Annotated in this window: 22 protein-coding genes; 11 read left to right on the plus strand and 11 right to left on the minus strand. The window is 59.7% G+C overall.

What is annotated here, in order from left to right; all coding sequences use genetic code 11:
- The first annotated feature begins 90 nt into the window (after window positions 1-90).
- Complete coding sequence (locus tag KHP07_RS23535) at window positions 91-1,299, plus strand: MFS transporter (RefSeq protein ID WP_214498112.1); 1,209 nt, start codon at window positions 91-93, stop codon at window positions 1,297-1,299.
- On the opposite strand, the gene KHP07_RS23540 is transcribed toward KHP07_RS23535, so the two are convergent.
- The 3 genes from KHP07_RS23540 to KHP07_RS23550 all read right to left on the minus strand — a co-directional run bounded on the left by KHP07_RS23540 (window position 1,211) and on the right by KHP07_RS23550 (window position 4,149).
- Entirely contained in the window at window positions 1,211-2,653 is a 1,443-nt protein-coding gene (locus KHP07_RS23540) for an NCS1 family nucleobase:cation symporter-1 (protein ID WP_214498113.1), read from the minus strand. The two genes, KHP07_RS23535 and KHP07_RS23540, sit on opposite strands and share 89 nt — an antisense overlap.
- A 198-nt stretch (window positions 2,654-2,851) precedes the next feature.
- A complete protein-coding gene (locus KHP07_RS23545; protein WP_078049679.1) occupies window positions 2,852-3,250 on the minus strand; it encodes a DUF2177 family protein in 399 nt (132 codons plus the stop codon).
- A 62-nt stretch (window positions 3,251-3,312) separates the two neighbouring features.
- Window positions 3,313-4,149, minus strand: coding sequence for a CvfB family protein (locus KHP07_RS23550; protein ID WP_034099624.1), 837 nt, complete (start codon window positions 4,147-4,149; stop codon window positions 3,313-3,315).
- Window positions 4,150-4,472: 323 nt separating this feature from the next.
- On the opposite strand from KHP07_RS23550, the gene KHP07_RS23555 reads away from it, so the two are divergent.
- The 3 genes from KHP07_RS23555 to KHP07_RS23565 all read left to right on the plus strand — a co-directional run bounded on the left by KHP07_RS23555 (window position 4,473) and on the right by KHP07_RS23565 (window position 6,514).
- A complete protein-coding gene (locus KHP07_RS23555) occupies window positions 4,473-4,652 on the plus strand; it encodes a PFL_1563 family small protein (protein ID WP_003193095.1) in 180 nt (59 codons plus the stop codon).
- A 207-nt stretch (window positions 4,653-4,859) separates the two neighbouring features.
- Entirely contained in the window at window positions 4,860-5,582 is a 723-nt protein-coding gene (locus KHP07_RS23560) for a TorF family putative porin (protein ID WP_078049680.1), read from the plus strand.
- Window positions 5,583-5,647: 65 nt separating this feature from the next.
- The gene (locus tag KHP07_RS23565; RefSeq protein ID WP_078049681.1) at window positions 5,648-6,514 is read left to right on the plus strand and encodes a DUF6279 family lipoprotein; all 867 of its coding nucleotides are present in this window, start codon (window positions 5,648-5,650) and stop codon (window positions 6,512-6,514) included.
- A gap of 9 nt (window positions 6,515-6,523) precedes the next feature.
- Here the strand turns inward: KHP07_RS23565 and KHP07_RS23570 are convergent, their stop codons facing one another.
- Complete coding sequence (locus KHP07_RS23570; RefSeq protein ID WP_017134854.1) at window positions 6,524-6,913, minus strand: hypothetical protein; 390 nt, start codon at window positions 6,911-6,913, stop codon at window positions 6,524-6,526.
- A gap of 152 nt (window positions 6,914-7,065) precedes the next feature.
- Here KHP07_RS23570 and KHP07_RS23575 point away from each other — a divergent pair, with 152 nt between their 5' ends.
- Window positions 7,066-7,341, plus strand: coding sequence for a hypothetical protein (locus KHP07_RS23575; RefSeq protein ID WP_214498114.1), 276 nt, complete (start codon window positions 7,066-7,068; stop codon window positions 7,339-7,341).
- A gap of 49 nt (window positions 7,342-7,390) precedes the next feature.
- On the opposite strand, the gene KHP07_RS23580 is transcribed toward KHP07_RS23575, so the two are convergent.
- Window positions 7,391-8,737, minus strand: coding sequence for a DEAD/DEAH box helicase (locus KHP07_RS23580; RefSeq protein WP_025855790.1), 1,347 nt, complete (start codon window positions 8,735-8,737; stop codon window positions 7,391-7,393).
- Between the two features lie 193 nt (window positions 8,738-8,930).
- Here KHP07_RS23580 and KHP07_RS23585 point away from each other — a divergent pair, with 193 nt between their 5' ends.
- The gene (locus tag KHP07_RS23585; RefSeq protein WP_214498115.1) at window positions 8,931-10,229 is read left to right on the plus strand and encodes a mechanosensitive ion channel family protein; all 1,299 of its coding nucleotides are present in this window, start codon (window positions 8,931-8,933) and stop codon (window positions 10,227-10,229) included.
- Window positions 10,230-10,353: 124 nt separating this feature from the next.
- Here KHP07_RS23585 and KHP07_RS23590 read toward each other — a convergent pair whose 3' ends face one another.
- The 3 genes from KHP07_RS23590 to KHP07_RS23600 form a co-directional block, all read right to left on the minus strand.
- Window positions 10,354-11,220, minus strand: coding sequence for a carboxylate/amino acid/amine transporter (locus KHP07_RS23590; RefSeq protein WP_078049685.1), 867 nt, complete (start codon window positions 11,218-11,220; stop codon window positions 10,354-10,356).
- A 202-nt stretch (window positions 11,221-11,422) separates the two neighbouring features.
- Window positions 11,423-12,022 (minus strand): FMN-dependent NADH-azoreductase, encoded by a 600-nt coding sequence (locus KHP07_RS23595; RefSeq protein ID WP_078049686.1) that lies wholly within the window; start codon window positions 12,020-12,022, stop codon window positions 11,423-11,425.
- 138 nt (window positions 12,023-12,160) lie between these two features.
- Window positions 12,161-12,475: a 3-phosphoglycerate kinase gene (locus KHP07_RS23600; RefSeq protein WP_078049687.1), complete on the minus strand. Its 315-nt coding sequence runs from the start codon at window positions 12,473-12,475 to the stop codon at window positions 12,161-12,163.
- Window positions 12,476-12,524: 49 nt separating this feature from the next.
- Between KHP07_RS23600 and KHP07_RS23605 the strand changes: the two genes are divergently transcribed.
- The 5 genes from KHP07_RS23605 to aqpZ all read left to right on the plus strand — a co-directional run bounded on the left by KHP07_RS23605 (window position 12,525) and on the right by aqpZ (window position 17,641).
- Window positions 12,525-13,448 carry a PA3225 family LysR-type transcriptional regulator gene (locus KHP07_RS23605; RefSeq protein ID WP_078049688.1) on the plus strand — a complete coding sequence of 308 codons (924 nt, stop codon included), beginning with the start codon at window positions 12,525-12,527 and terminating at the stop codon, window positions 13,446-13,448.
- A gap of 14 nt (window positions 13,449-13,462) precedes the next feature.
- The gene (locus KHP07_RS23610; RefSeq protein ID WP_214498116.1) at window positions 13,463-14,266 is read left to right on the plus strand and encodes an alpha/beta fold hydrolase; all 804 of its coding nucleotides are present in this window, start codon (window positions 13,463-13,465) and stop codon (window positions 14,264-14,266) included.
- A 3-nt stretch (window positions 14,267-14,269) separates the two neighbouring features.
- A complete protein-coding gene (locus KHP07_RS23615) occupies window positions 14,270-14,833 on the plus strand; it encodes a peptidylprolyl isomerase (RefSeq protein WP_214498117.1) in 564 nt (187 codons plus the stop codon).
- A gap of 81 nt (window positions 14,834-14,914) precedes the next feature.
- On the plus strand, window positions 14,915-16,747 hold the full coding sequence (locus KHP07_RS23620; protein WP_214498118.1) for an ABC transporter ATP-binding protein: 1,833 nt from the start codon (window positions 14,915-14,917) through the stop codon (window positions 16,745-16,747).
- Between the two features lie 192 nt (window positions 16,748-16,939).
- Window positions 16,940-17,641, plus strand: a complete 702-nt coding sequence (aqpZ, locus tag KHP07_RS23625; RefSeq protein ID WP_214498119.1) for an aquaporin Z — start codon at window positions 16,940-16,942, stop codon at window positions 17,639-17,641.
- A gap of 56 nt (window positions 17,642-17,697) precedes the next feature.
- Here aqpZ and KHP07_RS23630 read toward each other — a convergent pair whose 3' ends face one another.
- The 3 genes from KHP07_RS23630 to KHP07_RS23640 all read right to left on the minus strand — a co-directional run bounded on the left by KHP07_RS23630 (window position 17,698) and on the right by KHP07_RS23640 (window position 19,405).
- Window positions 17,698-17,946 (minus strand): BrnA antitoxin family protein, encoded by a 249-nt coding sequence (locus KHP07_RS23630; RefSeq protein ID WP_078049693.1) that lies wholly within the window; start codon window positions 17,944-17,946, stop codon window positions 17,698-17,700.
- A complete protein-coding gene (locus KHP07_RS23635) occupies window positions 17,924-18,202 on the minus strand; it encodes a BrnT family toxin (protein ID WP_078049694.1) in 279 nt (92 codons plus the stop codon). Before KHP07_RS23635 ends, KHP07_RS23630 begins: the two co-directional genes overlap by 23 nt.
- 78 nt (window positions 18,203-18,280) lie before the next feature.
- Window positions 18,281-19,405: a GNAT family N-acetyltransferase gene (locus KHP07_RS23640; protein ID WP_214498120.1), complete on the minus strand. Its 1,125-nt coding sequence runs from the start codon at window positions 19,403-19,405 to the stop codon at window positions 18,281-18,283.
- Between the last annotated feature and the right edge of the window lie 67 nt (window positions 19,406-19,472).

Here is a 19,472-nt window from a genome sequence, read left to right on the forward strand (position 1 = left end):
ACAGAACAAGTTACTCACTATTATTCAATTTTACAGAAAGTCAATCGGCTTTAGCCTGAAGGTATTCGTTTACCCGCAGGAAACCAGACCATGTCCCCGTTGATTCGCTTACTTGCCAGCTTTGTCGCCTTGATGATGGCGATGGGCATTGGCCGCTTCGCCCTTACCCCACAAATGCCCCATCTGCTCAGTGAAGGGCAGATCGATCTGACCGGCGCCGGCCTGATTGCCGCTGCCAATTACCTGGGCTACTTCGTCGGGGCGGTGGATTCGATCTTTGCGCGCAGTCATCACCACGTGCGTGGACGCTTGTATGGCGGGTTGTGGCTGTGTGTGCTGCTGACCCTGGCGTCGTACTGGGCCCATGGGTTCTGGCCGCATCTGTTGTTGCGCTTCGGCACCGGGGTCGCGAGTGCCTGGGCCCTGGTGATGATTACCAGCCTGAGCCAACCATTGGCGATTGCCGCCGGGCGCCCGCGCCTGGGCGCACTGGTATTCGCCGGGCCCGGACTGGGGATTCTGCTGACCGGATTACTGGCGCTCGGCGCCAACCTGCTGGGGCAAAACTCGGCCACCCTGTGGTTGGTGTACGGCGTGGTGGCGCTGGTGATGTTGCTGGCGATTCTGCCGTTCCTGCCCAAGCCGTCTGCCGCCGCGAGCCCCGTAGCTGGCCACTCCGACGCGGGCAGCAATGGCAGCATTGCGCATTTGTGCTGGATCTACGTGTTGTACGGCCTTGGCTATATCATCCCGGCAACGTTCCTGTCGCAGATGGCCAGCGCGCAATTCAAGGGCGCCTGGCAGGCCGACCTGTTCTGGCCGTGTTTTGGCCTGGCAGCGGCGATAGGTGTGGTGGTGGCAACCCTGCGTCGCAAGGATCCAGACACCACTCGCCGGTGGCTGATGACCACCCTGTGGCTGCAAGCAGCCGGGGTGTTTGCCTGCCTGCTGGGCAATGGTTGGGGCCTGGCACTCGGGGTATTGCTGTGTGGCGCGCCGTTCCTGGCGTGCATGCAGTTGGTGATGGCACGCCTGCGGGACGTCGCCCCCCATGGCTACCAACGCAGCACCGGGCTACTGACCGCCAGCTTCGCCATCGGCCAGTTAAGTGGCCCGTTGCTGGCGTCGGTCAGCAGCCACCTGAGCGGCGGCCTGCAACCGGCGCTGGTCGTCGCCGGCGCGGGCTTATTGGTGGCAGGCTCGGTGTTGGTCAGCCGGCAACCATCGGCGCAGGCACACGCACCTGTTCACGCCGTGCCAGCACCAGGAAAAACAGCCCACCCAGGAAGCACCCGGTAAACCAGGCGAAGTTGGCCATGCCCTGCAGCGCCGGGGTGAAGGTGATCGCGACGCCCACCAGCGTCGCGGGCACCAGGGCCTTGACCGCCGTCCAGTTCACGCCGCCGTCGAAGTAGTAACGCCCGCTGGGGCTGTCGTCAAACAGTGCATCCACATCAATCTTCTGTTTTTTGATCAAGTAGAAATCCACCAGTAGGATCCCGAACAGCGGCCCGATGAAGGCTGCGAGGATATCCAGGGTGTAGTGGATCATCAGCGGGTTGTTGAACAGGTTCCACGGGGTGATGAAGACCGACGCCACGGCAGCGATCATCCCGCCCGCGCGCCAGCTGATTTTGCTCGGGGCAACGTTAGCGAAGTCAAACGCCGGCGAAACGAAGTTGGCGACAATATTGATGCCGATGGTTGCCGTGACAAAGGCAAACGCGCCCAGCAATACGGCCATGCTGTTATCGATGCGCGAAACCGTCGCGATCGGGTCATGCAGCATTTCACCGAACACCGGCAAGGTGCCCGAGACAATCACCACCGTCACCAGGGAAAACGCCAGGAAATTCACCGGCAGCCCCCAGAAATTACCGCGTCGCACATCCTGCATGCTGCGGCAGTAGCGGCTGAAGTCGCCGAAATTCAGGGTCGGTCCGGAGAAATACGACACCACCAACGCCGTGGCCACAATTACCTGGCCAAATGCTTGCCAGCCCGACAGCGACTTCTCCGCCAGGGTGAAGCTGATGTTTGACCAACCGGCCTTCCACACGATCCAGCCCGCCAGGGCAAACATCACCGCATACACCACCGGTCCCGCCCAATCGATAAAACGGCGGATGGACTCCATGCCCGCCCAGAACACCGCCGCTTGCAGCACCCACAGGCTGAGGAAACCCAACCAGCCAAGGTAGGACAGGCCTGCAAAATGTGGCTCTGCATACACCGCCATCTGTGGGAAGAAACGCAGCACCACGATGATCAACGCACTCGAGGCCAAGTACGTTTGAATCCCGTACCAGGCCACCGCGATCAAACCGCGAATCACCGCCGGAATATTCGCACCGAACACCCCAAACGCCAGCCGGCAAATCACAGGATAAGGCACCGCTGCCTTCTGGCTGGGCTTGGCCACCAGGTTGGCGATCAACTGCACGATGCAGATACCCACGAGCAAGGCGATCAACACCTGCCAGCTGGCCAGCCCGAGGGCAAACAGGCTGGCGGCAAACACATAGCCGCCAACGCTGTGAACATCACTCATCCAGAAAGCAAAGATGTTGTACCAGTTCCACTTTTGCGGCAGTGGACCCAGGTCCTGGTTATACAGGCGCGGGCTATAGCCTTTGGGCAATTGTTCGGACATCGCTGGGCTCCTCGAAATACCGGCCTGCGCTACCGTTGCAGGGTGCATACGGGAGGCGGCATGGTTTGTATACGAGATAGTCAGCAGAATGCGTGCCAATTGAGCGCAATCCCTCTGGCACGCCGCTCCAAAGGGTTGGATACAGGGTTATAGGGTGGGGCTACGCTCAGCAACGGTGCATGTACATCCTGTACACAATCAGCGGTGCACTCGTTGTGCACACAGGTAACCCACCGTGCAGCACGCAGCGGTCAGGAACGTGCCCCAGGCCATGTCCATGACCGCAAGCTGGGCCGACCAGCCTTGCAGCGTGGCCCAGTTGCTCAGGTCGTACGTGCCGTAGGCGACCAGGCCGAGCAACGCACCCATTCGGGCCGCACGCTGCCAGCTGGCGCTGGGCAATACCACGAACACCACACAACCTATGACATAGAGGAGATAGAACAACACCGCCGGCAACAGCCGTGGTTGATCGAGCATCAACGGGCCGAGCAGCGATTTATAGGTGGGGCCCATCAAGACGCCGAGCCAGAGGCCGTCGAGGAGCAGAAACGCGAGCAAGGTACCGAGGAAGGCGAACAAGGATTTTTTCGACATGGGTGCAGCCCTTTTATAGGAGCGAGGGGGACGCCTAGCTCCTACAAAAGAGCAAATCGCACTCAGCTTAGTTCAATGCGATCCGCATGAATCACGATCTGGCCTTGCTTATACAGCGCACCGATGGCTTTCTTGAAGTTGCCCTTGCTCACGCCGAACAAGTTACTGATCACCGCCGGATCGCTTTTATCGCTGACCGGCAAGGTGCCGTTGTTTTCGCGCAACTTGGCGAGGATCTTCGAGTTCAGGCTGGAGGCTGCTTCCTGCCCAACCGGTTGCAGGCTCAGGCTGATGTTGCCGTCGGCACGGATCTCTTTGATAAAGCCTTTTTCTTCCTTGCCCGGGCGCAGGAACTTGAACACTTCGTTCTTGTGGATCAGGCCCCAATGCTTGTTGTTGATGATCGCCTTGAAGCCCATGTCAGTGGCTTCGGCCACCAACAGGTCGACTTCCTGGCCCACCTGGTAGTTGGCGGGGGTCTTGTCCAGGTAGCGATCCAGGCGTGCGGTGGCGGTGATGCGCTTGGTGTGCTTGTCGAGGTAGACGTGCACCACACAGTATTCACCGGCGCTCAACTGGCGTTTTTCTTCCGAATACGGCAGCAGCAAGTCCTTGGGCAAACCCCAGTCGAGAAACACGCCAATACTGTTGACTTCCACCACTTTCAAACTGGCGAATTCACCCACTTGAACTTTGGGCTTCTCAGTGGTGGCGATAAGTTTGTCATCGCTGTCCAGATAAATGAAAACGTTAAGCCAGTCTTCATCTTCACTGGGAATATCTTTGGGGATATACCGATTAGGCAAGAGGATTTCACCGTCTTGCGCACCGTCCAGGTACAAACCAAAGTTAGTGTGTTTAACCACTTGCAAGCTGTTGTAGCGCCCGACTAAAGCCATGTTCAATACCCTCATTACGTGGGCGGCATTCTACCCGAGTTGCGCCTGCCACGCGCGCGCGCCTGAAAAATCGCGGCCTGGCGTGGCTTTCCAATGGCACTGCCCCGCTCGTCCGATCACTGGGCTGAATTTTCCGGCGCTGCCAACCGTCCTCCCTGCCTGTCGTTTCGAGTTAAAACAGCAAGTTAGAGGCTTATTTCAAAAATAAACTTTGGCTATTTTCGACCCCGCAACTTATTACCGGGGGATATTTACCAAGCAATTGTCAAGTATTTCCTGTACGATGCCTGGCCAAGTTAATTTTCTACAGGTTAGTGGCCGCCATGCGCGTAAAAGCATCCAACAGCAAAGCAAAGCCAGCTCCCGCCGTTGAAACCAGCGAGTCGATCAACAGCCAGATTGCGGCATTCCTCAAGTCCGGCGGCGAAATCCAGCAAATTGCCAAGGGCGTCAGTGGCCAGACATTCGGCCCGTCCAAGCAGATCAGCCTGGGTAAAAAGTAATACTGCGCAACACCCCTGGTCCCTAAGCGTCTTGCCTTCAAGGCGCTAGGACTAGAGCCCGAAATACCCTCGCCAGCCATCCCACAACCACGCTAATCGACGAACGGGCCTCATCTCCTGGCATTCGCCGGTATGCTTGCACACGTCTAGCACGGGCATCTGCCCGATTTTCCCCGTCACTGCTCCTCGCTTTTCATGGAGTGAAGCATGTTCAAATCCTGCATGTTCCTGGTCGGTGCCCTGGTGGCCAGCCCACTCGCCGAAGCGCAGATTTTCCAGCGCGAATTGGGCGACTTCGACCTGAAATTGGGCACGACCCCCAGTCGCAGCATGGCCCAGGGTCTGGTCAAGCCAACCTCTCCGGGCAGCGACTCGTTCCACGGGGGTCTGGACTTGAGCCACGACAGCGGCCTGTACTTCGGCCAATTCTCACCGAACATGGGCTTGTCCTCGTCCAGCAATCTCGAAGTCGACTCCTACATGGGCTTCAAACACCCCTTCGACCAGACCCTGGGCTACGAAGTGGGCCTGATCCACTACAGCTACCCCAAGCTCAGCCCTCTGGACAGCCAGGAGTTCTACGGCGGCCTGAACCTGTTGGGCAATCGCTTCGGCGCGTCCTTCAGCAATGACCCGGATCGCCAGGACAGCACCCTGTTTGCCGACCTGGGCGGCACTCAGCCTTTTGGCATCGGTGTCAGCATGAAATACACCACTCATCAGCTGGGCACCCCGGTCTCGGTGGAAGGCGGCTCCATTCGCACCTTCAGCGACTGGTCGGTGCAATTCTCCCGAGAGTGGAAGGGCGTTGACTTGGATCTTATCTACAGCGACTCGAGCCTCAGCGGCGGGGATTGCTCAGCCTATTCCGGACACAATTCGCAATGCGATGGCCTGTTGACGCTGAAGGCGGTGCGGTCGTTTTATTAATGGGCTGAACTGTCGCACCCGGCACAGGTTCACATGCAATAACCCACATTGTGAAGGACCCGCCCATGCTGCGTCGGCTCAAACTACTGGTGGTATTACTGACCCTGAGCCTGGTGCTCGCTGGCTGTAATCGCGTAGGCCTGGCCTATCGCAACCTGGACGTGATCATTCCCTGGACCCTCAATGACTACCTGGACATGAACGCCGGGCAGAAGAGCTGGTTCAACGACAAACTCAAGGAGCACCTGGCCTGGCACTGCACCACGCAATTGCCGGGCTACCTGGATTGGCTGGACCGACTGCAACAGATGGTCGACGACAATCAGGTCACCGACGCCGCCTTGCAGACCCGCACCGCCGAAGCCAAAACGGCCATCGCCGAAGTCGCCCGCGAAATTACGCCGTCGGCCATCGAATTGTTGCAAGGGCTGGACGATCAGCAGGTCAAGGAAATGAATGAAGCCCTGGCCAAGGACCTGCGCAAACGCCAGGACGACTACCTCAAGCCACCACTGGCCAAACAGATCCAGGAACGCGCCGAGCGCATGAATAAGCGCCTGGATGCATGGATGGGTCCCCTGAGCGACAGCCAGAAAAACCGCGTGACGGCCTGGTCCATCAGCCTGGGTGAGCAAAACCAGCAATGGATCGGCAACCGCGCCCATTGGCAGGCGCAATTTATCGACGCCGTAAAACAACGCAAGAGCGCCGACTTCCCGCAGAAAATGCAGCAATTGCTGGTAGACCGGGAAAGTCTATGGACGCCTGAGTACCGCCTCGCCTATGCACAGACAGAAGCCGCAGCGCGCAGCCTGATCGTGGACCTTATGGCGGAAAGTACCGTGCAACAGCGCCTGAAACTGACGCAGAAAATCGACGGTGTACGCAGCGACTTCAAGGCACTTAAATGCCTCAAGGCCGCCGCACTGTAACGCATTGGATCAGGCAATCTGAGCCTTGGAAGCCACCTCGGCAAAGGTCGCCGGATCCAGCGCATCCGCCTGCTCATCGAGCACCTGGCGCGGGTGATCATTGCCCGGAATCGAGCTGTCGATCAGCGCCAGCAACTGCGCACCCAGCGCCGTCAGGATGAAATTCTCGCCGTTACCGCCCTCTTCCTCGGGGCGCGATTCAATAAAACCACGCTTGAACAACAGCGCTTCATAATCTGCCGCCGTCTTCTTGAGTGCGTCCAGGTTGCCGGTGGACTCGCCCGCCGTGGCCTTCTCGGCCGCTTCCTGCTCGGCGTATTTGCGCGGGGCGAAGCTGCCCTCGCCGTTCTGCACTTCATGCAGCAGACGTTCGATCAGATCCCAGTTGTAAGTCGTCATCCTGATTCCTCCTGCAGGCTGGTGGAAAGTAGCCCGTCAAGGTTGTGACAGGCCGCGTCAGTAGCCGTTCAGCCTAATAGACAGACGTCATTTCTCTGAACTTTCCAGACGTTCGCGGCCTCAACAGCACATAACCGCCAAGGAGGTCTACCATGAAAACCCTGATGAACCTGGCCATCGCCGCCGCGTTGTTGAGCGCGCTGCCCGCCTGGGCCTGCACGCCCGACGAGGCCACAACCAAGCGCGAGCAATTGGCCCAGGAAGTGGCCAAGTTGACTGAACAGAACCCGAACAAGGCCAAGGAGATGAACAACGAGCTCCAGAAGATGGACCTGGATACGGAAAGCGCTGAGTTCCCCGACAAATGTCAGCTCATCGACGCCCGCCTCAAGGAACTCAAGGAAGCCGCGGCCAAAACTCAAAACTGATGGCAAAAAAAACCGGACAATCGTCCGGTTTTTTTACATCACCCGAGCCTTATTCCGCAGCAGGTGCTTCTGGCTTGCGGCGCTTGAGTGGTGCCATGCCATCCTTGCTGACGAGCGACAGGTTGTCAGTCTTCGGGCGGTTGGCGATCTTGCGCTTGGTCGGCGACTTGGCACCGGTCTTCTTCTTGTCGCCCTTGGCGTCAGTCTTTTTCTTCTTCACGCCAACGGCTTTGCCCGACGCCTTGACCTTCTTCGGCCCGGTGTAGGTGCCTTTGACTTCCTTGATAGTGCGACGCTCGAACGACTGCTTGAGGTAGCGCTCGATGCTCGACATCAGGTTCCAGTCACCGTGGCAGATCAGCGAGATAGCCAGGCCATCGTTGCCGGCACGCCCGGTACGACCGATACGGTGCACGTATTCGTCACCGCTGCGGGGCATGTCGAAGTTGATCACCAGGTCCAGGCCGTCCACGTCAAGGCCGCGCGCGGCAACGTCGGTGGCAACGAGGATCTTCACACCGCCCGCCTTGAGGCGGTCGATGGCCAGCTTGCGGTCCTTCTGGTCTTTCTCGCCGTGCAGCACGAACGCCTTGTATTCCTGGGCTACCAGGCGGCCGTAGATGCGATCAGCGGCGGCGCGGGTGTTGGTGAACACGATGGCCTTCTGATAGGTCTCGTTGGCCAGCAGCCAGTTGAGGATCTGCTCTTTGTGCACATTGTGGTCAGCGGTGACGATCTGCTGGCGCGTGGTCGCGTTCAGGTCGCTGACGTTGTTGACCTGCAGGTGCTCAGGGTTGTTCAGTACCTTGGCGACCATCTCGCGCAGGGTCGAACCACCGGTGGTGGCGGAGAACAGCATGGTCTGCTGGCGATTGACGCATTCGCCCACTAGGCGCTGCACGTCGTCGGCAAAGCCCATGTCGAGCATGCGGTCGGCTTCGTCCAGCACCAGCACTTCGACTTCCTTGAGGTCGAGGTTGCCAGCGTTGAGTTGCTCGATCATGCGACCTGGGGTGCCGATCAGGATGTCCGGGACCTTGCGCAGCATGGCGGCCTGGACCTTGAAGTCTTCACCGCCGGTGATGATGCCGGACTTGATGAAGGTGAACTGCGAGAAGCGCTCGACTTCCTTCAGGGTCTGCTGGGCCAGCTCGCGGGTAGGCAGCAGGATCAGGGTCTTGATGCTGACGCGAACCTTGGCCGGGCCGATCAGGCGGTTCAGCACAGGCAGGACGAAAGCAGCGGTCTTGCCGCTACCGGTTTGAGCCGTCACCCGCAGGTCACGCCCTTCGAGCGCGAGCGGGATGGCCGCTGCTTGCACAGGCGTAGGCTCGACAAATTTAAGCTCGGCCACGGCTTTGAGCAGGCGTTCGTGCAGGGCGAATTGGGAAAACACGGGTGCTACCTCGAAGAAATACAAAAAATCAGCTGCATAGGGTACCGGTTTCGGGCGTCCAAACCGAGTTTCTTTACGCGAACGGTGCTATTGAACCGCTTTTTTGTCAGGACATTTGTCCATGACGTCAACTTTGATGCACTTAAATGCTCTAATCGCCCCGTCTTGTCCCACAGAAGAATCGGTTTCACCCATGGATATCAAACAGCTCTGGCTCAACGCCCAGGACCTCTGGGGCGCCCTCGATGAACACCCGCTGCTGCATGCCAGCCTCGGCTTGCTGGTGTTGCTGGTGGTGGCCCTGTTGCTCGGGCGCGTGGCGCGCTACCTCATCCTCCACGCCGTCAAACTGCTCGGCCGGCAACCGGCGCTGCACTGGCTCAATGACCTGCGGCACAACAAAGTCTTCCATCGCCTGGCGCAGATGACGCCATCCCTGGTGATCCAGTTCGGCCTGTACCTGGTGCCGGACCTGAGCAAGACCGCCATCCTGTTCATCGGCAACGTGGCCCTGGCGCTGACCATTCTGTTCCTGGTGCTGGCCATGAGCGCCCTGCTCAGCGCCCTGCTGGACATCTACGCCCGCACCGAACATGCCCGCACCCGCTCGATCAAGGGCTACGTGCAGTTGGCGAAGATGGTGCTGTTCGTGTTTGGCGCGATCATCATCGTCGCCACCCTGATCGATCGCTCGCCCCTGTTGCTGCTGTCAGGCCTGGGTGCGATGTCGGCGGTGATCCTGTTGGTGTACAAGGACACCCTGCTGTCGTTCGTCGCCAGCGTGCAGTTGACCAGCAACGACATGTTGCGGGTCGGCGACTGGATCGAAATGCCCCAGGTCGGCGCCGACGGTGACGTGGTGGACATCACCCTGCACACGGTCAAGGTGCAGAACTTCGACAAGACCATTGTCTCCATCCCCACCTGGCGGCTGATGTCCGAGTCGTTCAAGAACTGGCGCGGCATGCAGGCCTCCGGCGGGCGCCGCATCAAGCGCAGCCTCTACATCGACGCCAGCGGTGTGCGCTTCCTGCGCGACGACGAAGAACTGCGCATGACCCAAGTGCACCTGCTCACCGACTACATCGGGCGCAAGCAGGCCGAGCTTAAAGCCTGGAATGAAGCCCAGGGCCACAGCGCAAAGTTGTCGGCCAACCGCCGCCGCATGACCAACCTTGGCACCTTTCGCGCCTATGCCCTGGCTTATCTGAAAAGCCACCCGGACATCCAGCCAAACATGACCTGCATGGTGCGCCAGATGCAGACCACCGCCCAGGGCGTGCCGCTGGAGATCTACTGCTTTACCCGTACCACGGCGTGGGCGGATTACGAGCGGATCCAGGGGGATATTTTTGATTATCTGCTGGCGGTATTGCCGGAGTTTGGCTTGAGCTTGTATCAGCAGCCAAGTGGTAATGATTTAAGGGCTGGGATGCTACCGGCCTTGCTCGGCGCCAGTCATTTGCCGACGCAGGAAAACAAATCTGCCTGACACCAGTCCCCCTGTGGGAGTGGGCTTGTGTGGGAGCGGGCTTGCTCGCGAAAGCGGTGTTTCAGCTAGTAAATCTGGTACTGATACACCGCATTCGCGAGCAAGCCCGCTCCCACAAGGGGGGTCAGCGCAGGATCGGCTGTTTGCGCACACCCAATCGACTGATCCACACCGCCCCCACAATCACCAACCCACCCAAGGCCAAACGGCCCAGCGGTTCATGCTGGTTCCAGATCAGCAAGTTGAGCAGCAAGCCCACCGGCACATGCAGGTTGTTCATCACCGCCAGGGTTCCGCCCTGGACCAGGCAGGCGCCCTTGTTCCACCAGTACATGCCCAGCGCCGTACTGACGAGCCCGAGGAACACCAGCACGCCCCATTGCAGCGGCGCGTCGGGCAAGTAGTTGGCTTTGCCGAACAGCAGGAACGCCGGCAACACCACCAACAACGCGCCCACATAGAAGTAACCAAAGCGCCGGTAGTGCGGCAGGTCACTGGGGTAACGCGCCACCAGGTGCTTGTACATCACCTGCCCGGCGGCATAGGTGAAGTTGGCCAGTTGCAGCAGCAGGAAGCCCCCAAGGAAGTGCGGGGTGATCTGGTCAAAGCGGATCACCGCCGCGCCCGCCACCGCCACCAGCGCGGCGATCAGCGCCCAGGGGTTGAAGCGACGGTTGAGGGCATCTTCGATCAAGGTCACGTGCAGTGGCGTGAGGATGGTGAACAGCAGCACCTCCGGCACCGTGAGCACACGAAAGCTCAGGTACAGGCACACGTAGGTCACGCCAAACTGCAACGCGCCGATCACCAGCATGCCGCGCATGAAGGCCGGCTCCACGGAGCGCCAGCGGGTCAACGGAATGAAGACCAGCCCGGCGAGCAACACGCGCACCAGCACGGCGAAGTAGCTGTCGACGTGACCGGCGAGGTATTCGCCGATCAAGCTGAAGGAAAATGCCTGAATCAGGGTGACAACCAGTAAATAGCCCATGCGCGCCTCGTTTTGAATGGGCGGGACATTAAAGGTTTTCGGCGGTTGAAGAAACTCGGGGCAAAAAAAACCCGACCTCGCTAAAGCGTCAGTCGGGCAGGAGCACTCAGGAGCAAAAGTGCAAAGGGAGGTCTGTTACGCGTACTTGAAGGGTTTGCGTGGGGCTAGATAAACATCGCGGGATTATCTGGCGATTAAAGGATCAGGCAACCTGTGCCAGCAACGCCTTGGCGTGGTTGATGCCCTTTTCCTGGAAGTCTGCGCTCAGGTTCACCCCTTCGGCGTGAATGAAAGTGACGTCATGAATGCCGATAAAGGCCATGACCTGACGCAGGTACGGTTCCTGGTGATCGGAGCTCGCGCCGGTATGGATACCGCCGCGCGCAGTGAGCACGATAGCGCGCTTACCGGTGAGCAAACCTTGTGGCCCGGTGGCGGTGTACTTGAAGGTCACACCGGCCCGTAACACGTGGTCCAGCCAGGCTTTGAGGGTGCTGGGGATGGCGAAGTTGTACATCGGCGCGGCCATTACCAGTACGTCGGCGGCCAGCAGTTCGTGGGTCAATTCGTCGGAGCGATCCAGGGAGACTTGCTCCTGTTCATTGCGCTGATCCGCAGGCTTCATCCAACCGCCCAGCAAGTTGGCGTCCAGGTGCGGGACCGGGTTGAGGGCGACGTCACGCACGGTGATCTGATCGGCTGGATGGGTGGCCTGCCATTGGCTGATGAACTGCTGGGTCAGTTCGCGGGAAATCGAATCCTGCTGGCGGGCACTGCTTTCGATGATCAGAACATTGGACATGGCTATGTAGGCTCCATCTGTAATTGCTGTAAGTCGATGGAGTGAAGAGTAGACAGAGCCAATTCGATAAAAAAGCGCAAAAAACTGCTATAACCGATCTATAAATTTGTTTATAAGCGGAGCATGCTCCGCTGTCGGTTACTTCGGCGTGCAGGCCAGGGCGATCCGCATCTTGATAATCGCGCGGTTGAACTTGACCGTGGTGTTCGTGCTTTTGCCTGCAGGCACCGTGACCGTTCTGCGACGCGGCGATTCCGGACCGTTGGTGAAGGTTACCGAGCAGACGGCATCCTGGGTGCCGTAGTTATTCAGTTGGATCGAACTGATATCGCCGTCCACGTCGGAGGCGGTGTAATCGATGCTGACACCGTCGATCTTTTTGGTCACGTCGATGGGGTAGGCAAACGCGCTCATCGGCAGCAGCGCCAGCAACACACAACAGAATTTTCTCATTCGACAGTCTCCAATAAGGACTGTCAGCTTAGGACAAGAGGAACCCATCTTGAAAGCGCCCCGCGTTACCCTCGATCAATGGCGCACGCTGCAAGCCGTGGTCGACCATGGCGGCTTCGCCCAGGCGGCTGAAGCGCTGCACCGTTCACAGTCCTCGGTGAGCTACACCGTGGCCCGCATGCAAGACCAGCTCGGCGTGCCGCTGTTACGCATCGATGGGCGCAAGGCAGTGCTCACCGACGCCGGTGAAGTGCTGTTGCGCCGTTCCCGGCAACTGGTGAAAAACGCCAGCCAGCTGGAAGACCTCGCCCACCATATGGAACAGGGCTGGGAAGCCGAGGTGCGCCTGGTGGTGGACGCGGCCTACCCGAATGCGCGCCTGGTGCGGGCGCTTACCGCGTTCATGCCGCAAAGTCGCGGTTGCCGCGTACGCCTGCGTGAAGAGGTGTTGTCCGGCGTCGAGGAATTGTTACTCGATGGCATGGCTGACCTGGCCATCAGCGGCTTCATCATCCCCGGCTACCTGGGTACGGAAATGAGCGATGTGGAATTCGTCGCCGTGGCCCATCCCGACCACGCGCTGCATCGCCTTAACCGCGAACTGAGCTTCCAGGACCTGGAAAGCCAGATGCAGGTGGTGATTCGCGATTCCGGCCGCCAGCAACCGCGGGATGTGGGCTGGCTCGGCGCCGAGCAGCGCTGGACTGTCGGCAGTCTCGCCACCGCCGCCACGTTCGTCAGCAGCGGCCTGGGCTTTGCCTGGTTGCCCCGCCACCTGATCGAACGCGAACTCAGGGAGGGCCTGCTCAAACAGCTCCCGCTGGAAAAAGGCGGAAGCCGCAACCCTACGTTTTACCTGTACTCGAACAAAGACAAGCCGCTGGGCCCGGCGACGCAGATCCTCGTGGAACTGCTGCGCACCTTTGACACCGCCCCATTGGACGCGCCTTTCGCCGCCCCCCAGCAAGCCTGAAACGGAGTTCATGCATGGCCTGGTTCGACCATGAAGGATGCAGCCTGCACTACGAGGAATACGGCCACGGCACGCCGCTGATCCTGATCCACGGCCTGGGCTCCAGTTGCCAGGACTGGGAGCTGCAGGTGCCCGTGCTGGCAAGGCATTACCGCCTGATCGTAGTGGACGTGCGTGGCCATGGCCGCTCGGACAAACCGCGCGAACGCTACAGCATCCAGGGCTTCACCTTTGATCTGCTCGCGCTGATCGAACACCTGGCCCTGCCACCCGCCCATGTGGTGGGTTTGTCCATGGGCGGCATGATCGCCTTCCAGCTGGCGGTGGATGAACCCGCGCTCGTCAAGAGCCTGTGCATCGTCAACAGCGCCCCGCAGGTGAAGGTGCGCAGTGCCGATGATTACTGGCAATGGGCCAAACGCTGGAGCCTGGCACGCGCGCTCAGCTTGAACACCATCGGTAAGGCCTTGGGCGACCGCTTGTTCCCCAAGCCACACCAGGCCGACCTGCGCCGCAAGATGGCCGAACGCTGGGCAAAGAACGACAAACGTGCTTATCTCGCCAGCTTCGATGCGATTGTGGGCTGGGGCGTGCAGGAACGACTTTCGAGGATCACCTGTCCAACCCTGGTCATCAGCGCCGACCACGACTACACCCCCGTGGCGCAAAAAGAAAACTATGTAAAACTGCTCCCCGATGCGCGACTGGTGGTGATCGAAGATTCCCGCCATGCCACGCCCTTGGACCAACCCGAAGTCTTTAACGCAACCCTGCTCGAATTTCTAAAGACAGTCGAAACCACTACCCAGGATCACTGACCCATGCTGAAAAAAATCGCCTTCTTTGCCGGTTCTGTTTTGTTCGCTGCCAACCTGATGGCGGCTGAACCCGCCAAGGCGCCTCACGTCCTGATCACGACTACCAACGGCGACATCGAGATCGAACTGGACCCGGTCAAGGCGCCGATCAGCACCAAGAACTTCCTGGCCTATGTCGACAGCGGCTTCTACACCAATACGATTTTCCACCGCGTCATCCCAGGCTTCATGATCCAGGGCGGCGGCTTCACCCAGGCGATGACCCAAAAGCCGACCAAGGACCCGATCAAGAACGAAGCCAACAACGGTCTGCATAACGTACGTGGCACCTTGTCCATGGCGCGTACCAACGACCCGAATTCGGCCACCAGCCAATTCTTCATCAACGTCGCCGACAATGCCTTCCTCGACCCGGGCCGCGATGCCGGTTACGCCGTGTTCGCCAAGGTGGTCAAGGGCATGGACGTGGTGGATGTGATCGTCAATTCGCAGACCACTACCAAGCAGGGCATGCAGAACGTGCCAATCGATCCTGTGTACATCAAGTCGGCCAAGCGCATCGATTGAGGTAGCAGGTAGTTCCGCGCGCAGCCCACAAGGCCGCGCGCGCATTTGAAAGGAGAGCCCGCCCCGCGGGTGTCATACCTAATGCTCTATCGTCGTTTTGAACAACTGATCGATATTTTCCGCGACGCCCCCAGCGCCGCCCCGCCCGATAAAGTCCTGCCCTTCTACCTCTACTACCTGCGCCAGGTGTGGCCGCATTTTGCTGCCTTGCTGGTGGTCGGCCTGATCGGTGCACTCATTGAAGTAGCGCTGTTCAGCTACCTGAGCCGCATCATCGACCTGGCCCAGGGCACGCCGCCCGCGAATTTCTTCCAGTTGCACAGCACCGAGCTGATCTGGATGGCCGTGGTCGCCCTGCTGTTGCGCCCGATCTTCGGCGCCCTGCATGACCTGCTGGTGCATCAGACCATCAGCCCCGGCATGACCAGCCTGATCCGTTGGCAGAACCACAGCTACGTGCTCAAGCAGAGTCTGAATTTCTTCCAGAATGACTTCGCCGGGCGTATCGCCCAGCGCATCATGCAAACCGGCAACTCCCTGCGCGACTCGGCGGTGGCCGCTGTGGATGCAATCTGGCACGTGGCGATCTACGCCATCAGTTCCCTGGTGCTGTTTGCCGAGGCCGACTGGCGCCTGATGATCCCGCTGGTGACCTGGATCATCAGCTACAGCCTGGCACTGCGCTATTTCGTGCCACGGGTGAAGGAGCGCTCGGTGATCTCTTCCGAGGCACGCTCCAAGCTGATGGGCCGTATCGTCGACGGCTACACCAACATCACCACCTTGAAGCTGTTCGCCCATACCCAGTACGAGCAGGAATACGCCAAGGAAGCGATTATCGAGCAGACCGAAAAAACCCAGCTGGCCAGCCGTGTGGTCACCAGCATGGACATCGTGATCACCACCATGAACGGCCTGCTGATCGTCACCACCACCGGCCTGGCCCTGTGGCTATGGACGCAGTCGCTGATCTCGGTGGGTGCGATTGCCCTGGCCACCGGCCTGGTGATCCGTATCGTCAACATGTCCGGCTGGATCATGTGGGTGGTCAACGGTATTTTCGAAAACATCGGCCAGGTGCAGGACGGCCTGAAAACCATCGCCCAGCCGCTGGCGGTGATCGACCGCGACAATGCCCCGCGCCTGAGCGTGCCCCACGGTGAAGTACGCTTCGAGCAGGTGGATTTCCACTATGGCAAGAAGAGCGGGATCATTGGCGGCCTGAACCTTGAGATCAGGGCCGGTGAGAAGATCGGCCTGATCGGTCCGTCCGGTGCGGGCAAGTCGACCCTGGTCAACCTGCTGCTGCGACTCTATGACCTGCAAGGCGGGCGCATCCTGATCGACGGCCAGAACATCGCCGAGGTCGCCCAGGAAACCCTGCGCGAACAGATCGGCATGATCACCCAAGACACGTCCCTGCTGCACCGCTCGATCCGCGACAACCTGCTGTACGGCAAGCCCGACGCCACTGACGCAGAGCTTTGGGCCGCGGTGCACAAGGCGCGTGCCGATGAGTTCATCCCATTGCTGTCGGACGCTGAAGGCCGCACCGGGCTGGACGCACACGTGGGTGAGCGCGGGGTGAAACTCTCAGGCGGGCAGCGTCAACGTATCGCCATCGCCCGCGTGCTGCTCAAGGACGCGCCGATCCTGATCATGGACGAAGCCACCTCCGCGCTGGACTCGGAAGTGGAAGCGGCGATCCAGGAAAGCCTGGAAACCCTGATGCAGGGCAAGACGGTGATCGCGATTGCGCACCGGTTGTCGACCATTGCGCGGATGGACCGTTTGGTGGTGCTGGAGAAAGGTCAGATTGCCGAGAGCGGCAGCCACGCCGAGTTGCTGGCCCATGGCGGGCTGTACGCGCGGTTGTGGCAGCATCAGACCGGAGGCTTTGTCGGCATCGATTGAAACAATACCGCTGCTACAGGTTAAAACGGCGCCAGCCCTCTATTTCAAAGGACTGGCGCTTTTTTTTGCGCCTGGATTTGTGCCACAACCCTGCTGTAATCAGTGCAGTGCCCAGACGGGCGCTGAAGTAAATCTGCAGGGAGCATCACTGATTTACTGATTGGGTAGAGCGATCTATCAAGGACGGGTTGCATGTCTTTGTTCAAGCGTTCAATCACAGAGGGTTTAGGTACGTTTTGGCTGGTGTTGGGCGGGTGCGGGAGTGCGGTGTTGGCCGCAGCGTTTCCCGCAGTCGGGATCGGGTTGTTGGGCGTGGCCCTGGCATTCGGGCTCACGGTGCTGACCATGGCGTTCGCCATCGGGCATATCAGCGGATGTCACCTCAACCCGGCGGTATCGGTGGGGCTGGTGGTGGGCGGACGGTTTCCGGCCCGGGAGCTACCGGCGTACATCGTGGCGCAGGTGATCGGTGGCACCGTGGCCGCTGCGTTGTTGTATTTCATTGCCAGCGGCAAACCGGGGTTCGAACTCGCGTCGGGCCTTGCGTCCAACGGCTACGGCGAGCATTCACCCGGCGGTTATTCGATGGCGGCGGGGTTTGTGAGTGAGCTGGTAATGACCGCCATGTTCGTGGTGATCATTCTCGGCGCCACCGACCGCCGTGCCCCAGCGGGCCTTGCGCCCATCGCCATCGGCCTGGCGCTGACACTCATCCACCTGATCTCCATCCCCGTCACCAACACGTCGGTCAACCCGGCCCGCAGTACGGGCCCGGCCTTGATCGTCGGCGGGTGGGCGATCCAGCAATTGTGGATGTTCTGGCTCGCGCCAATCCTCGGCGCGGTAATCGGCGGTGTGACCTACCGCTGGCTGGGCAAGGAGGAGCCGGGCTGACGCAACAGGGGTTCAGCCCTGCCGATAAGGCAGGGCTGCCCATTTCGGGCGGCCTTTCACCCTTGATGGGCCTGCATGTACTGGCGCAATAGCTGGTTGATTCGCGTCTGGTAACCAGATCCTTGACCTTTGAACCACTCCAGTACATCAGCATCCAGTCGAATAGTGACCGCCTGCTTTACTGGAACACGTAACTCAGCACGCCGGAAAAAATCGGCATCCAGCTCAGGAATATCGCTGGTATCGATCTCTCTATCATTCATTTTGGCCAAGCGCTCCCAATCAGTTTTCGATGTTTGCGTCATAATATTTGGCCTCCTTCTTGGTTGCTTTTCGGGCGGAGATGATACGGATCACATCACCACGTCGCTCGGTGTATACGACCACACCCACTAACAATTTGATCCAGCCAATACTAATCCAACGCTCCTCGCCATAATCCGCTCGATCATCGCGTAAGGCCAGCATTGGGTGCCTAAAGATATCTGGGACGTCATTGAAATCTATGCCGTGCTTAACAATATTGGCTTTATTTTTGGATTCATCCCACTCAAATAACATGGCATATCCTGTATTTACTTTTGTACATACAGGATAGCGATATCACTCATTCTAGAAAACGCTACCAGACCAGCGGTCTCAGCCCTGCCGATAAGGCAGGGCTGCCCTCGCCTCCTCGGCATACGCCACGATCCCCACCCGCTCGCGCTCGAGGAAATCTTCCACGGCGTTCTTCAATCCCGGATGGCGCAAGTAGTGCCAGGACCGCGTGATCACCGGTTCAAACCCGCGAATCAATTTGTGCTCGCCCTGTGCCCCCGCGTCGAAGCGTTGCAGGCCGTGGGCGATGGCGTAGTCCATGCCCTGGTAGAAGCAGGTTTCGAAGTGCAGGCGATCGAACTCTGCCAGGCAGCCCCAGTAGCGGCCGTAGAAGCTGTCGCCGCCGATCAGGCTGAAGGCCATGGCCACCGGGCGTGGGCCTTGTTTGGCCAGCACCACGCGGATCGCTTCGGGCATGCGCTCGGCCAGCAGGCTGAAAAACGCGCGGGTCAGGTAGGGCGACTGGCGGCGCACGGCGTAGGTGTTGGCGTAGCAGGCGTAGACAAAATCCCACTGGGCTTCGCTCAATTCATGGCCTTGCAGCCACTCGAAATCGATGCCCTGCCCCGCCACTTGTTCACGCTCTTTGCGCATCTGCTTGCGCTTGCGTGAACTCAATGCATCAAGGAAGTCCTGGAAGTCGCGGTAACCACGGTTCTGCCAGTGAAACTGACAACCCAGGCGCTGCAACCAGCCCGGTTGCTGGGCCAATGCAGCATCGGCCAGGTCATCGGTGAAGTTGATATGGGCGCTGGAAAGCCCTTCGATTTCCAGGTAACCCGGCAGGCTCTTGAGCAGCTCCAAGCCCTCATCGGCACTGGCGGCCAACAGGCGCGGCCCACTGACAGGGCTGAAGGGCACCGCCGTCAGCAGCTTGGGGTAATAGTCGATACCGGCCCGCTCACAGGCATCGGCCCAGCCGTGATCGAACACGTACTCGCCGTAGGAATGCCACTTGCGATAACTGGGCAAGGCCGCCACCAGCCGATCACCCTTCCAGTGCAATAAATGCTCCGGTTGCCAGCCCGATTGCGGGCCCAGGCTGGCGCTGTCTTCCAATGCGCTCAGGAACGCATGGCGCACAAACGGCTGGGCCTGTGGCACCAGTGAATCCCAGGCTTGCGGGGCGATCTCGGACAGGCTGTCCAGGCGTTGCAGCGGCATCGGCATCCTCACTACTTCAGGGCGTGAAAGCCTGGCGAGTATCGCTGATCGCCAGGCTTCGCACACC

It is taken from the genome of Pseudomonas sp. VS40, from assembly GCF_018587885.1.
Taxonomy (GTDB): Bacteria; Pseudomonadota; Gammaproteobacteria; order Pseudomonadales; family Pseudomonadaceae; genus Aquipseudomonas; species Aquipseudomonas pergaminensis.